We start from the raw sequence: 14,824 nt of genomic DNA on the forward strand, positions 1-14,824 counted from the left end.
TTATCCTTATGGTCAGGGAAGCAGCCATGCCAACGGCGCAGTAATGAGCTGCGGCAGCAGAATAAACAGCAGCAGCATGCCTATCAGAGTGAGGAAATAGGGCGACACGCCGCGCACCGCATCGTCGAACTTCAGCTGCGCGACGCCGGCGATCACGTTCAGTACGTTGCCCACCGGCGGGGTCACCAGGCCAATGGAGCAGTTGATGACAAACATCACGCCGAAATAGATCGGATCGATCCCCGCCGCCTTGACCAGCGGCAGTAGCACCGGCGTGAGGATCAGGATGGTCGGGGTGAGATCCATCACCATGCCGATGACCATGATCGCCACCATGATGACAATGAAGAGCAGCCGCGGTGAGTCCACCAGCGGCAGCAGCAGCGCAGAGACCCGCTGCGGCAGCTCCGCTACGGTGATAAGCCAGGCCGAAACCTGCGCGGCGGAGACCAAAAACATCACCACCGCGGTCGTCTTAGCCGCCGCGACCAGCGCCGAATAGAGCGCGGCCCAGCTCAGCTCACGGTAGATAACCCCGGCGACCAGCAGCGCATAGAAGGCCGCCACCGCGCCGGCCTCGGTGGGGGTAAACAGCCCGGAGCGAAAGCCGCCGATGATGATCACCGGCAGCATCAGCGCCCAGATCCCGCTGCGCAGCGCCTGCCATACCTGACGCCGATCGGCCCGCGGCTGGCGCGGCAGTGCCAGGCGGCGCGCCTGCCACCACCAGGTCAGCATCAGCGCCAGCCCCAGCATGATCCCCGGCGCGATCCCGGCCATAAACAGCCGGCTGATCGACAGCCCGCTGGAGACGCCGAAGATGATGAACGGGATCGACGGCGGGATGATCGGCGCGATGATGCCGCCGCAGGCGATCAGCCCGGCGGAGCGGTTGTGCGGGTAATTGGCCGCCCGCATCATCGGCAGCAGCAGCGCGGCGACCGCGGCGGTATCCGCCACCGCCGAGCCGGACAGGCTGGCCATGATCATCGCCGCCAGCACGCCGACGTACCCCAGCCCGCCGGGGCGGTGCCCCACCAGCTTCATCGGTAAATCGACGATCCGGCGCGACAGCCCGCCGGCGTTCATCAGCTCGCCGGCCAGCACAAAGAAAGGGATCGCCAGCAGGGAGAAGTTATCGGCGCCGTTGACCAGCGTCTGCGCCATAATCTGGACATCGAACAGATCCAGATAGCCCATCAGCGCCAGCGCGCACAGCAGCAGCGACCAGGCGATCGGAATGCCGCACAGGATCCCCAGCAGCAGGACACAGAGGAAGATCAGGATCGCCATTATGCCCCCTGATCCGCCGCGCGAGCGCACAGGCGACGCAGGCGCGCCAGCAGGATCAGCGCGACGCCGGCGCTGGTCGGTAGCACGGCGGCATACAGCAGCCCGACGGGCAGCCCCAGGATCGGCGTGCGATTATCCCAGTCCTGCAGCGTTTTCAGGGTGCCTCCCACCAGCAGCATCACGCACAGCGCCAGCATCACCAGATGGGTCACCCGCTCCAAACGGCGGCGCCACGCCGGCGCCAGCCTGTCGATAAAAAAGGTCACCCTGACATGGCGGTTTTCCATAAATGCGACGATGGCGCCAAGGAAGATCAGCCAAACAAAGAGATAGCGCGACAGTTCATCGACCGATAATAGGCTGCTGGCAAAGCCATAGCGCAGCACCACATTAATAAAAACAATGCAGGATAACAGCGCTAATAACGATGCAGAGACCATTTCTAATCCGCGTTTCATTAATCCTCCAGCGCACAGCGTTATTTTCAGAGCGACCGGGAAATAACGCCCGCACCGCGTTGAATGTAGCCTTTTCCATAAAGCGGATCGCCGCAGGCGAGTGCCCGACACTATTTACCGGCAGCGCGCCTGCCGGTTATTACACGTCATATAACTTCCATCAGCTGACGGTTATTTGCCGAAAGCAGATAAATAAAAAAGGAACCAAGACAAAAATAATTATTTTATATTTTCCCCGGCGCTGGCGCCGCGTGGCTACAGCGCACAGAGCTGCTGCCATACCCGATCGTCCACCTCGATCCCCTGCGCCCGGTTACGCGCCTGCAGCTGGGTGAACTCGTGCCCCGGCAGGCGGATCGCCACCTGCTCATCGGCGCGCTGCGCCCCGCGGACGTAGTCCATGATGCGCGCCAGCTTGGCCTCGCGCGTTGGCCCATCGATCAGCCGATCGATCTCGATGGCGATGAAGATCTGGCTGACGCCGTACTCATCGCGGTGATCCTCCGTCACCTCGGCCACCGAGGCGCCGTCGGAGAGCAGCGTGGCGATCATATCCAGCGCGATCGACAGCCCAGATCCCTTCCAGTAGCCCATCGGCAAAATACGTCGGTTGCGCTCGATCACCGCCGGATCGCGGGTCAGCTGCCCCGCGTCGTCAAAGCCCCCCTCGACCGGCAGCGCGCGACCCGCCAAACGGTTGACCTCAAGCATGCCGTAGGAAAACATCGACATGGACATATCCACCATGGTGATCGGCTGGCTGGGTATCGCCACGATCAGCGGATTGGTGCCGATACGGCAGCTTTTCCCTCCCCAGGGTGGCATCACCGCGATAGAGTTGCTCCAGCAGATGCCGATGTAGCCCCGCTGCGCCGCCTGCCAGCCATAGCCGCCGCCGCGCATCCAGTGGTTAGCGTTGCGCAGCGCCACCAGGCCGATGCCGTGACTATCCGCCAGCGCCATCGCGCGATCCATCATCTGCCTCGCGGTCAGATTGCCGATGGCGCGCCGTGCGTCCCACTGCTCAATGGCGCCCAGCGCCGTGACGCAAACCGGCTCGGCGTCCGCAACGATATCGCCCGCCTCCAGCTGCTGAATAAAGCGGGGAAAGCGGTTCACCCCGTGCGAAGCGACGCCGGCCTCGGTCGTCTGGGCGAACATCTCGGCGCACGCCTCGGCGCGATCCGCCGCCACGCCGCGCGCCAGCAGTACACGCAGGAAGGCCTGCTTTAACTGTGCAAAGGTGACTAACATTGCATTTCTCCATGGTTAGATAGGGGGCCGACGACGGCGCCGGACGGAAAGGTAACCCGATACAGCGACGCGCTGGCGGTAATAAACAGCGTATGGCCATCGTCGCCGCCAAAGGTGCAGTTGGACACCCGCTCCGGCACGTCGATACGCCCCAGCCGCGCCCCCTGCGGGGAGTACACCGCAACGCCCTCGCCGCAGCTGCAGTACAGATTGCCCGCCCCGTCCACGCACAGGCCGTCGGGCAGACCCGGCGTCACCTCGGCCAGTACGTGGGAAAAGCGGGCGCGATCCGCCTGTAGCCGATAGGCGCGGATCTCATGACGCCCCTGCTGCGGAAAGTCCAGCTGCGACATATCCACCACGTACAGCCAGCGTCCGTCTGGCGAAAAGGCCAGCCCGTTGGGTCGCTGGGTGTCGCAGAGGGCGATCGTCACCCGCCGGTGCCGTGGGTCAAAACGGTAGACATAGCAGCCGACGATCTGACTGTCGGCGCGGTACCCTTCGTCATCGCCGACGATCCCATAGGGCGGATCGCTGAACCAGATGCTGCCGTCGCGGTGTACCGCCACGTCGTTGGGCGAGTTGAAGCGCCGCCCCTCGATCCGATCCACCAGCAGACGGCGCTGCCCCTCGGCATCGGTCATGCTGAGCCCGCGCCGCCCGTGCTCACAGGTGATCAGCCGCCCCTGGGCATCCAGCGCATTGCCATTGGCGTAGTCAGACTCGGCGCGAAACAGGGTGACCCCGCGGCGCGCATCCCAGCGATACATGCAGTTGCCCTTCACATCGCTGAAGATCAGGCAGCGCTGAGCCGGTAGCCACACCGGCCCTTCGGCCCAGCGCGCCGGCGAACACAGCTTCTCCAGCGTGCCGCCCAGATAGTGATGGGAGGCCGCCATCTCAACGCACTCCCCACAGCGCCAGATAGCGCTGGCGATAGCCGTTGTCCGGATCAAACTCGTTGTTGCGCCCGCCGTCGGACTCAATGTTGTCACGCGTCACCAGATGGGCTGGGGTAACGTAGCCCGACGGCGCCTCTCCGGCAAAGGCGCGGTTAAACTCGTCCAGCAGCTGCCAGCCGTGCAGCCTGAGCGGCTCCGGCACCGTCGCCACCTGCCCCCTGCCGCTGCGCACCCGCTGATACGCGCTGACTGACCCATCCCCGGCGGAGATGGTAAACGGCGCCTGGCCCGCGCTCCCCTTTCCGGCGCTCTGCAGCGCCGGCGCCATAAAGTCGAAATAGAGATCGTTGATCGCCAGCGCATATTCAAAGTCATCGCCCTGCTTCTGCAGCAGGCTGTAGGTCATTCCCGGCATGCGATTGGCGGTATCCGCCAGCGGCGTATCGATAAACTCCACCACCCGACACCCCTGGCACTGCTCGATCACCGCCTTCATCGCATTGGCCTTGTCCAGGGCAATCTGGTACAGCGAATCGGTGAAGATCAGCACCCGCGCCGTCCCGTTAGAGGCCGCCACGGCATACTGCGCCGCCACCCGCGCCACCTCGTCGGAGTCGGAGGTGACGTTATAGAAAATGTCGTACTCGGGGATCGCCCCCGGCGTCGGCAGCGCGTGCCAGGCCGTCAGTACGATCCCCTGCTGACGCGCCTTCTTCAGCGGGATCTTCGCCACGTTGGGGTTCCACCCGCCGATGACGATCCCGTCCGGGCGGCGGGCAATGGCCTGGTTCAGCGCCGCCAGCTGATCCTTGACCGATCCGGCGCCGTCCAGGGTATCCAGCGACCAGCCCGCGGCGGTGGCGGCCTCCGCCAGCCCCTGCCTTACGCCTAAGACGCCGCCGTTCTTCATGTCGGAGGCGATAAAGATAATCCGCTTGGCCGGGGCCAGCGCAGGCCCAGAGCGCGGTCCATCCCACGCGCTGACCGGCGCGGTGGCGCGGGCGACCGCCTGACGGGCCTGCTGGACGACCTCCTCTGCCGTTGCGGCAGAGGCCGCGCTGCCGTACAGCAGGCCAAGGCCGATCAGCGTGGTAATGAATCTACGTTTCATAAGATGAGGCTCCTTGCGTTGACTCCGCGCTCAGGGCGCGCTGGATGACGGCGCGGCGCTATCGGCCGCGGGGGCCTGGCGCGACGCGCGGCGCAGGCGACGGTGACGCTGGGCATAGCCCGCCAGCGTGATGGACAGCAGCAGGGTGGCGCCGTTAAACAGCGGCTCAACCCAGAACGCGCCGCCGAACTGCTGGATGCCGGCGATACCGATGGCCAGCACCGCAATCCCCACCACGCTACCCCACACGTTCACCCGGCCAGGGCGAATGGTGGTACTGCCGAGAAAGGCACCGACCAAGGCCGGCAGCAGGTAGTCCATGCCCACGCTGGCCTGCCCGATCCCCTGCTCGGCGGCGATGATCACCCCGGTAAAGCCAGTCAGCAGGCTAGAGGTCACAAAAGCGCCGATCACATAGCGGTTAACCGCGATGCCGTTGAGGGCCGCGGCGATCGGGTTGCCGCCGACCACATACATGCAGCGCCCCACCGGGGTGTGCTCGGTGACCAGCCACAGCGCCACCGCCGCCAGCACCACGTACAGCGCCACCACCGGCAGTCCGAACAGTTCAAGGTGGTGCAGGTTGGTAAATGCCTCCGGCAGCGTACCGACGATCTGCCGACCGCCGGAGTGCCACAGCGCAATGGCGTACAGCACGGTGCCGGAGCCGAGGGTCGCCACAAAGCTGTCGATGTCGGCCAGCGCCACCAGCAGACCGTTCAGTAGCCCGTACAGCGCCGCCAGCCCCAGCACCACCAACACCGCCAGCGGCCAGGCCAGCCCGTACTCCACCTGCAAGGTGATCGCCAGGATGTGCCACAGCACAATGCCGAAGCCGACGTTGAGATCGATCTTGCCGACGATCATCGGCACGGTGGCCGCCAGCGCCAGCAGCGCTATCTTGGCCTTGCTGCCCAGAATCGCCTGCAGCGTCAGCAGCGATGCAAATGAAGGCGTCGTCAGCGCAAACAGCCCGATCAGCGCCACGCAGAGGATCAGCAGGCCATAGCGGGTCAAAGCCTGCCCCAGCCAAGCCGCTGTGCCGTCCCGGCGCAGCGACACGTGGGTTTCCAGCGCCGTAGATTTAATAGAGGTTTTCGCCATAGTGCGCTCCGACTGACCCGGCGGCGCAGGGGGCGGCCGCGGCCTGCTCCAGCAAACGGGCAAAGGTGACATCCTGATTGATAAGCTCCGCGACGATCCGCCCGCGGTTAAACACCAGCGCACGGTTACAGATGTGCGCCACCTCCTCCAGATCGTTAGAGATCACGATGATCGCCGCCCCCTGCGCCAACGCCTGGTTCAGCAGCGCATAGATCTCCGCCCGCGATCCCACGTCGACCCCGGCGGTGGGATCCTCCAGCACCAGCAGCGGCATCGCCAGCGAGAGCCAGCGGGCCAGCACCACCTTCTGCTGATTGCCGCCGGAGAGCGCCCGAATATCGCTGTCGCCGTCCGGCGGTCGGACGTCAAAGCGCCGGATCGTCGCCAGGGCCGCCCCGTGCTCCTGTGCGGCGTCGTAGCGTGACCAGGGACGATAGCCGTGCATAACGGGATTCAGAAACAGGTTCTCCCCCACGCGCATACCGTCCACCAGGCTTTCGCCCAGGCGATCGCCGGCGACCAGCGCCACTCCGGCCGCCATCGCCTGCGCTGGGCTTTCGGCCTCAAACGGCGCGCCGCACAGCGTTATCTCTCCGCGCTGTCGCGCCTGACAGCCAAACAGCAGCCGGCCGACCGCCTCCTGACCGGCGCCGCGCAGCCCCGCCAGCGCCACCATCTCACCGGCGCGCAGCTGAAACGACAGCGGCCCCACCTCGCCCACCTGCACCTGATGCAGCGTCAGCACCGGCAAAGCCGCATCCGGCGGCAGCGCCGCGCGCTGACTCGTCTGCAGAGTACCGCCGACGATCAGCGACACCAGCCCCTGCAGCGTATAATCGGCCAACGCTCCGCCGCCGGCGTAGGCGCCGTCGCGCATGGCGCACACGCCGTCGGCGATTTCCATCACCTCATCCAGGCGGTGGGTGATGTAGACCATTCCCACCCCCTTCTCCTTAAGCAGCCCCATCACCCGAAACAGATGGCGCACGTCATCGGCCGGCAGCGAGGCCGTCGGCTCATCCAGCACCAGCACCTCGGCATTCACCGCCAGCGCCCGGGCGATCGCCAGCAGCGACTTTTCCGTGCGCGACAGATCGAACACCCGATCGTCGGGATCCAGCGCGATGTCGATCTGGGCCAGCGCCTGAGCGGCCTGACGCCGCGTCGCCGCCCAGTCGATCATCCCGCAGCGGCGCGGAAAGCCCATCACCAGCGCCATGTTCTCCGCGACCGTCATCCACTCCACCAGACCGAGATCCTGATGAATAAAGGCGATCGGCTGACGCCGGGCGCGCCGCAGAGCCCGCGCAGAGGCCACCGCGCGCCCCTTAAACAGGATCTCGCCGCCGTCGCGGCCATAGACCCCCGCCAGCACCTTAATCAGCGTCGACTTGCCCGCCCCGTTCTCCCCCAGCAGCGCCACGATCTGCCCCGGCCAGACATCCAGGCTGACATCATTGACGGCGGCATGGTGACCAAAGCGCTTAACGATATGGCGCAGGGAGAGCAAGGGCGGTGCGGCGTGGTGCGTCATCGGCGTGATCCCTCCGGGTGATTTATCGCGCATTTATTGCGCTATAAATTTCATATTGCAAAACTTGATTTCAAATATATTGATCATTTTTTGACAAGTCAAAAAATAAACACATTGCTAAGTATTTAAATATCAATCAGTTATTTTGTTTGTGCTCAGATCGTGAACTGCGACACACTTTGCGCTACCATCAACGGCGGCCCTATACTGCAGCGCAGCGACGGCGGCGAGCCAAGAGGGGTAATCCACAACGCAAAGGGGAAGAGTGATGACAGCGGCGGAAAGACGGGACGAAAGCCAAGAGAAAGAGATGCCGACCGGCAGCCAGAGCCTGCTGCGCGGCCTAATGCTGCTGGAGATCCTCAGCAACTACCCCAACGGCTGCCCCCTGGCGCAGCTCTCCACGCTGGCCGAGCTGAACAAAAGCACCGTGCACCGCCTGCTGCAGGGTCTACAGGCCTGTGGCTATGTCACCCCGGCGCCGGCGGCGGGCAGCTACCGTCTGACCACCAAGCTGGTGGCGATTGGGCAAAAGGCGCTGTCGTCCCTCAATATTCTGCACGTAGCGGCCCCCCACCTCGAGGCGCTCAATCTGCGCTGCGGCGAGACCGTCAACTTCTCCAGCCGTGAAGATGACCACGCTATTCTGATCTATAAGCTGGAGCCGACCACCGGCATGCTGCGCACCCGGGCCTACATCGGCCAGCGGATGCCGCTGTACTGTTCGGCGATGGGGAAAATCTTTTTGGCCTACGGACAGCCCGACTACCTGAGCGCCTACTGGCGCGGCCATCGCAAGCAGATCCAGGCGCTGACCTGCAACACCATCACCCAACTTCCGGCCATGCAGCAGGAGCTGGCGCAGGTGCACGCAGAGGGGGTTGCGCTGGATCGCGAGGAGAATGAGCTGGGGGTTTCCTGCATCGCGGTGCCGGTGTTCGATATTCGCCAGCGCGTCACCTACTCGGTCTCCGTCTCTCTCTCCAGCGCCCGTCTGGCGCAGATTGGACTGGAGACGCTGCTTACCCCCCTGCGCGCCACCGCCGAGGCCATCTCCGCCGAGCTGGGATTTAACGGGTAGGCCGCGCGCGGGCCAGACGTCGCCGCGCGCCTATGCGCTCTGGCGCGCCACGAACTTATAGGGGAACACCACCGTCTCTTGGCGGGTCAGGCGCCCGGCGTCCGGCGCCGCCAGCCACTGCTGCACATACCGCGCCGTCTCACCGCCCATCTTGGCGTAGTCGATGCGCACGGAGGTCAGCGAAGGGTGAATCTGATCGCAGTTAGATGAGCCCTCGACGCAGGCCAGCGCCAGCATCGAGGGGATCTTGATCAGCCGGCGCTGACACTCGAACAGCACCCCCAGCGCGATGGCCTCGTGGCTGCACACCACCGCCTCCAGCTCCGGCTGACGGGTCAGTATCTCGCTGATGGCCTGGCGGCCAAAGTCGAGGGTCGCCACGTAGGGGGTGGTGATGCTCTGCTCGGCGCTGACGTTATGGTGCAGCATCGCGCGAGTCCAGCCGCTCAGCTGCTGGCTTTGCATCTTGCGATCCATCTGGGCACCGATATACCCGATGCGTCGATACCCCTTATCCAATAAATATTCAGTAAGGAAATAAGCGGCATCGCCAATATTACTTTTGATGTGCAACGCAAACGCGCTGGGCGCCTCGCACCCGGCGCCGATCAGCGGAATATCAATATTATCCAGGTAGCCGAGCGCCTTTTCGGAGTTCAGGGCGCCAAAAATCACCAGCGCCGCCGGATTGCTCTGCAGCAGGGTGAACAGCACCTCTGACTCGCGCTTTTGCTGGTAGTCGTGGCTGCCGATCACCACCTGATAGCCGTTTTTATTCAGCCCCTCCTGCAGGGACTGCAGAAACACCGAGCTGGCGTAGTCGCGCAGGGAGGGGACGATCACCGCCACCGTCCGGCTTTGCCCCGACGCCAGGCTCCCCGCCGCCAAGTTGGGAATGTAGCCCAACTCGTCAACGGCCTGATTTATCTTCTCTCTCAGCTTGTCAGAGACCAAATCCGGGGTGCGCAGCGCCCGGGAGACCGTCATGGCCCCCACGCCTGCATGCCTGGCCACCTCTTGCAGGGTGACGCGCCCGGTTGTTTTTCTCTTGCGTGTTTTTTCCATGAAATGCGGTTATTGCCCAGGTTCATCGCGACGCCCTAACTTAGCACAGCTCAACGGCGATGATCAGCGGACATTGGTACTCAGCGCCGCATCCTGTCCTCTTCTGGTTAAAATGATAGCGCTATCACGAAAACGCCGTCCCACGCTAGATAGCGCTACCATAGATCTCTACTATGCCGTAGGTAAGAAGAAGAACGAAAAAAACAGCGCATATAACCAGGAGCTGATTTCATGTTGACGACGCTGCTTACCCCCGACGTTATTCAGGTGGTTGAACGGGCCGAGAACTGGCGTGATGCGATCCATATCGCCTGCGCGCCGCTGATCCACAACCAATCGATCGCCCCCCGCTATATCGACGCCATAATTCAGTCCCACGAAAAAATCGGCCCCTATTATGTTCTGGGGCCAGGCATGGCGATGCCCCACGCCCGCCCCGAAGACGGCATTAATCGCCTCTCGCTGGGGCTGACGGTGATCAAACAGGGCGTGGAATTCGGCTCTGAGGGTAACGACCCGATTAAATTACTGATTGTGCTGGCGGCCACCGACAGCAACAGCCATATCGGCGTTATCGCCAAACTCGCCGAGCTTTTTGATAACCAAGACGATATCGACAGAATTCTGCAGTCAGAAAACGCAGATGACATTCTCAGCATCATTGCTCGTTATTAACGAATAAAGCATCAAGAGGAATACCATGAATATTACGGTTGTATGCGGAAACGGTTTAGGCACCAGCCTGATGATGGAAATGAGCATCAAAACCATTCTTAAAGATCTGCAGGTCAACGCCGAGGTTAACCACGTTGACTTAGGCTCCGCCAAAGGCACCGCCAGCGATATCTTTGTCGGCACCGCCGATATTGCCGAGCAGCTGGTCGCCCAGCAGGTCGGCGGCGAGATCGTCGCGCTGGATAATATGATCGACAAAGTGGCGATGAAAGAGCGTCTGAGCGTCGCACTGCGTAAACTCGGCGCACTCTAGTGGAGGCAGCATGTCATTCTTTCGTTTTCTGATGCAGGATGTGCTCTCAGAGCCGGCGATATTGGTCGGCCTGATTGCGCTTATCGGCCTTATCGCGCAGAAAAAACCGGTCACCGAATGTATTAAAGGCACCATCAAAACCATTATGGGTTTTGTTATTCTGGGCGCCGGTGCCGGCCTGGTGGTTAGTTCGCTGGGCGATTTCTCCGCTATTTTCCAGCACGCCTTCGGTATTAACGGCGTCGTGCCGAATAACGAGGCCATCGTTTCCATTGCACAAAAGAGCTTTGGCCGTGAAATGGCGATGATCATGTTCTTCGCCATGCTGATCAATATCGTCATCGCCCGCCTGACGCCGTGGAAATTTATCTTCCTGACCGGCCACCACACGCTGTTTATGTCGATGATGGTGGCGGTGATCTTGGCCACCGCCGGGATGCAGGGAACGATGCTGGTGCTGGTCGGCTCGCTGATCGTCGGCTTCTGCATGGTGTTCTTCCCGGCCATCGCCCACCCCTATATGAAAAAGATCACCGGCTCGGATGACGTGGCTATCGGCCATTTCTCGACGGTATCCTACGTTCTGGCCGGCTTTATCGGCAGCAAGTTCGGCAATAAAGAGCATTCAACCGAAGACATGAATGTGCCGAAGAGCCTGCTGTTCCTGCGCGACACGCCGGTGGCTATCTCATTTACCATGTTCATCATCTTCATCATCACCTGCCTGTTCGCCGGCGGTGACTATGTACGCGAGGTGAGCGGCGGTAAAAACTGGTTTATGTTCTCGCTGATGCAGTCCATCACCTTCGCCGCCGGGGTCTACATCATCCTGCAGGGCGTGCGGATGGTTATCGCCGAGATCGTCCCGGCGTTTAAGGGGATCTCCGACAAACTGGTGCCCAACGCCAAGCCGGCGCTGGATTGCCCGGTCGTGTTCCCCTACGCTCCCAACGCGGTGCTGGTCGGCTTTCTCAGCAGCTTCGCCGCCGGGGTCATCGGCATGTTCGTACTCTACGCGCTGCACATGACGGTGATCATCCCCGGCGTGGTGCCCCACTTCTTCGTCGGTGCGGCGGCCGGTGTATTCGGCAACGCCACCGGTGGGCGGCGCGGTGCCATCCTGGGCGCCTTCGCCCAGGGGCTGTTGATCACCTTCCTGCCGGTGTTTCTGCTGCCGGTGCTCGGCCAGATCGGCATCGCCAACACCACCTTCAGCGACGCCGACTTCGGCGTGATCGGTATTTTACTGGGCATTATCGTGCGCTGATTTGCCCCCCGCGTGACAATACGCCCCGTCGCTATCGACGGGGCGTTTTTTTTACCGCGCAGAGCGAAAGGCAAGCCGGATAGCCGAGTCAAGCGCGGAGCGTGAAGCGCGCACGGCGGCGCGCGCAATCCCCCCGCTCAGTCAGCCACGGTGTCATTTAGTAAACCCAGCCTGCAGATCTCGGTGTGATCCCACGCATACCACGTTTTATTCATTGAGGCGGCATCTCCCACCACCGTTAAATGGGGGCTATCGACATGAGAACGGAGCAGGACGGTATAGTTACCCTCTGTTTTCTGAGACTCATCACAATATTCGGCAACGACTAATGCTAACTCGTCAGACAGCGGTTGGCAGTTGGTGATTTTTGCCGTGTTATTGCTCGCGCCGGACTCATATCTTATCATGCCGATCCCATTCGCAGCGCCGGACACCACAAGGTTATCCAATGAATTAAAAACGGACTTTAACTGAAAGCGAAAGGCATTTTGGGCCAGGTTGGAGGGCACACCAGTAAAATCAACGGTAAAATTAGCCATGTTATTTCTTTTTGCCTTTCCAACGATGCCGCCCATGTAGCATCCCTGAGCCAAAAAGTCGCTGACAATGTTATTTTCACATCCCGTATCATCTATCGTCTGCTGCCCCATGCCAAAGCCATACCTGCAGTTTTTGGCGGCGCAGTTAACCACAAAGTTCCATATTGAATGGCCTTTAAGCTCAATACCGAACAAGGATATATCAACGGCCCTACAGCCGGATATTTTACTGTTCTCGCAGTCAGACAACACCACACCATTGCACTCTTTGTCTTTTTTGCTTTCAGGCGGTTCGTTTTGCCAATCTTTAAATGCCGCTTCGGCCTGAACCAAACAATCCCTTACATGAATGCCGCTGCATTTTTTACCGTCGACCGTATTGCTCCCATAGGCAATAATCCCGGTCCCCAGATAGTCATAAACATGACAATTATCTATAGTGCTGTCCATACACGTATTGAGTGCAATACCATGCATACGGGCCTTCGTTCTTGTGTACTGACAGTCCAGGGTGAGACCGGAGATCTTAACGCCGGAGCATCTGTCGAATGTCAAAAAGGTCCCGTGGGAGAGATTTTTAAATAGACACTGCGTCGGCCCCTCGCCAAGGATAGAGAGCGGCTTAGTATCATGGTTAAACTTATAAGCAGATGTATTATACGTGCCCGCCTCAATAACGCCAATCCCGCCATGTGTAGATAGATAGTTAAAGAATTTATGAACTGATGATGTATCATCGTCAACGGCATTACCTGTTGCGCCAAAGTCTTTTTTAAGGAATACAATCATTTTTTATATCGTCAATATAGTTAGAGCCAAGCATCAACCCACGCCTTAGGCTATCGACTACCGAAATACATCATCGCTGCGTTTATCGACCAGATAACCCAAGAATCGAGAGCCAACCGTTTTTCATCCATCAAACAACCTGATGTTGATCCTGGATTGAACAGATCAACATCAGGCGATGACACCCTCGCAAAGACAGACTTCGAATATCAGAAGCTATAGCGTATTCCCAGCCCACCCTCACCATCTGTCGTAAACTTCCCGTCAAAACTGCTGCTCAGCCTCAGCTGTACGCGCAGGTTTTCCGTCACGCTGCCGTCAACGCCCACGGTGGCGATATAGCGATCGGCGCGCTCCGCGTTATAGCGCCTTGCCTTCCAATTATCCGTAAGCGTAATGCCCGGCATCTCATTCAGCGTGATATTCCGGAAGAGCCCGGATTTAATCGACAGGGGCCCAAAATCCTTCTCTATCATCACGCCGGCCTTCAGCCATAGCGCGCCCCCCGCATGCATTTCTGCCGACCGCGCATTGCCCTGCAGATGATTGCCATCGATACGGGCCCCGTTCACCGACACCGAGGGCGTGATAGCGATATCGGCGTCGTTAAAGGATATCCTCCAGCCGAGCCGGGCCCCGGCGGTGGCAATATGGCTCTTCACGTTTCCAGACAGATCACTCAGCTCACCCTGAACGGAAAATCGCTCAGACAGCCGTTGGTATCCCACGGAGCCATCCACAAACAGGCCTGATGCCAATGTCTGGCCTGCAAAAAGGCTGACGCCCCACAGTCTGTAATCATCGCGGAACCCCGTAGCGCGGCTGTCGCCGTCGTATAGCGCCAGCGCGGTACCCCAGAATTCACCTGCGTCACCGTGCTTTCTGAAACCGAAATCCAGGCCGTTCTGCTTCACGGTATAAGCGTCATAACCACCGTGGCTGTAGCCCGTCATGGCCCATGCCCCGCTCTGCGCATCCGTGTAATCAATAATCTGTTCCCAATTATCCACGTGATCACTGAGGAGATATTCTCGGGCGGCAAACAGACTCCGCGCCTGTTTCAGCAGCGCCGTATTATCCTGTTTCCTGAACAGATGCTCCCCATTAACAGACGTGCTGGTATTGCCCGACGACGAGCCGCCCGCGCCGCTGCCCGACGATGAACCACCCGCACCGCTGCCCGACGACGGATCCCCCGCGCCGCTGCCCGACGATGAGCCGCCCGCACCGCTGCCCGACGATGAGCCGCCTGTATCGCTGCCCGATGATGAATCCCCCGCACCGCTGCCCGACGGCGAACCGCCCACGCCGCTGCCCGACGATGAGCCGCCCGCGCCGCTGCCCGACGATGAACCGCCCGCGCCGCTGCCCGACGACGAGCCGCCCGCACCGCTGCCCGACGGCGAATCGCCCACGCCGCTGCCCGACGATGAGCCGCC

14 protein-coding genes are annotated in these 14,824 nt (G+C 61.1%); 4 read left to right on the top strand and 10 right to left on the bottom strand.

The features are described from left to right. Window positions 1-12: 12 nt before the first annotated feature. The 7 genes from BRD58_RS15710 to BRD58_RS15740 all read right to left on the bottom strand — a co-directional run bounded on the left by BRD58_RS15710 (window position 13) and on the right by BRD58_RS15740 (window position 7,656). Window positions 13-1,293 (bottom strand): TRAP transporter large permease subunit, encoded by a 1,281-nt coding sequence (locus BRD58_RS15710; protein WP_073383614.1) that lies wholly within the window; start codon window positions 1,291-1,293, stop codon window positions 13-15. Continuing rightward, window positions 1,293-1,751 carry a TRAP transporter small permease subunit gene (locus BRD58_RS15715; protein ID WP_034168444.1) on the bottom strand — a complete coding sequence of 153 codons (459 nt, stop codon included), beginning with the start codon at window positions 1,749-1,751 and terminating at the stop codon, window positions 1,293-1,295. The genes BRD58_RS15710 and BRD58_RS15715 overlap by 1 nt, the downstream gene beginning before the upstream one ends. A 255-nt stretch (window positions 1,752-2,006) precedes the next feature. Next, a complete protein-coding gene (gene yiaK / locus BRD58_RS15720; RefSeq protein ID WP_034168445.1) occupies window positions 2,007-3,005 on the bottom strand; it encodes a 3-dehydro-L-gulonate 2-dehydrogenase in 999 nt (332 codons plus the stop codon). Beyond that, a complete protein-coding gene (locus BRD58_RS15725) occupies window positions 2,999-3,904 on the bottom strand; it encodes an SMP-30/gluconolactonase/LRE family protein (RefSeq protein WP_052219224.1) in 906 nt (301 codons plus the stop codon). The genes yiaK and BRD58_RS15725 overlap by 7 nt, the downstream gene beginning before the upstream one ends. A 1-nt stretch (window position 3,905) precedes the next feature. Then, window positions 3,906-5,018 (bottom strand): ABC transporter substrate-binding protein, encoded by a 1,113-nt coding sequence (locus tag BRD58_RS15730; protein WP_073383620.1) that lies wholly within the window; start codon window positions 5,016-5,018, stop codon window positions 3,906-3,908. A 30-nt stretch (window positions 5,019-5,048) separates the two neighbouring features. Next, on the bottom strand, window positions 5,049-6,122 hold the full coding sequence (locus BRD58_RS15735; protein ID WP_073383624.1) for an ABC transporter permease: 1,074 nt from the start codon (window positions 6,120-6,122) through the stop codon (window positions 5,049-5,051). After that, the gene (locus BRD58_RS15740; protein ID WP_073383628.1) at window positions 6,103-7,656 is read right to left on the bottom strand and encodes a sugar ABC transporter ATP-binding protein; all 1,554 of its coding nucleotides are present in this window, start codon (window positions 7,654-7,656) and stop codon (window positions 6,103-6,105) included. The genes BRD58_RS15735 and BRD58_RS15740 overlap by 20 nt, the downstream gene beginning before the upstream one ends. 268 nt (window positions 7,657-7,924) lie before the next feature. On the opposite strand from BRD58_RS15740, the gene BRD58_RS15745 reads away from it, so the two are divergent. Beyond that, complete coding sequence (locus tag BRD58_RS15745; RefSeq protein WP_073383631.1) at window positions 7,925-8,737, top strand: IclR family transcriptional regulator; 813 nt, start codon at window positions 7,925-7,927, stop codon at window positions 8,735-8,737. A 30-nt stretch (window positions 8,738-8,767) separates the two neighbouring features. Here BRD58_RS15745 and BRD58_RS15750 read toward each other — a convergent pair whose 3' ends face one another. Further along, window positions 8,768-9,802 (bottom strand): LacI family DNA-binding transcriptional regulator, encoded by a 1,035-nt coding sequence (locus BRD58_RS15750; protein WP_073383636.1) that lies wholly within the window; start codon window positions 9,800-9,802, stop codon window positions 8,768-8,770. A gap of 231 nt (window positions 9,803-10,033) precedes the next feature. Here BRD58_RS15750 and BRD58_RS15755 point away from each other — a divergent pair, with 231 nt between their 5' ends. Genes BRD58_RS15755 through BRD58_RS15765 form a run of 3 tightly spaced genes read left to right on the top strand, consistent with a single transcriptional unit; the run spans window position 10,034 to window position 12,057 of the window. Continuing rightward, window positions 10,034-10,477 (top strand): PTS sugar transporter subunit IIA, encoded by a 444-nt coding sequence (locus BRD58_RS15755; protein ID WP_073383640.1) that lies wholly within the window; start codon window positions 10,034-10,036, stop codon window positions 10,475-10,477. Between the two features lie 25 nt (window positions 10,478-10,502). Further along, window positions 10,503-10,790: a PTS sugar transporter subunit IIB gene (locus BRD58_RS15760; RefSeq protein WP_005289977.1), complete on the top strand. Its 288-nt coding sequence runs from the start codon at window positions 10,503-10,505 to the stop codon at window positions 10,788-10,790. A 10-nt stretch (window positions 10,791-10,800) separates the two neighbouring features. After that, complete coding sequence (locus BRD58_RS15765; protein WP_073383645.1) at window positions 10,801-12,057, top strand: PTS ascorbate transporter subunit IIC; 1,257 nt, start codon at window positions 10,801-10,803, stop codon at window positions 12,055-12,057. A 137-nt stretch (window positions 12,058-12,194) separates the two neighbouring features. On the opposite strand, the gene BRD58_RS15770 is transcribed toward BRD58_RS15765, so the two are convergent. Continuing rightward, the gene (locus BRD58_RS15770) at window positions 12,195-13,385 is read right to left on the bottom strand and encodes a right-handed parallel beta-helix repeat-containing protein (protein ID WP_073383650.1); all 1,191 of its coding nucleotides are present in this window, start codon (window positions 13,383-13,385) and stop codon (window positions 12,195-12,197) included. Between the two features lie 209 nt (window positions 13,386-13,594). Beyond that, window positions 13,595-14,824: autotransporter outer membrane beta-barrel domain-containing protein (locus BRD58_RS15775; RefSeq protein WP_139263917.1), on the bottom strand; the 1,230-nt coding region annotated here is incomplete at its 5' end.

Source organism: Edwardsiella piscicida (assembly GCF_001896205.1).
In the GTDB taxonomy this organism is placed as follows: Bacteria; Pseudomonadota; Gammaproteobacteria; order Enterobacterales; family Enterobacteriaceae; genus Edwardsiella; species Edwardsiella piscicida.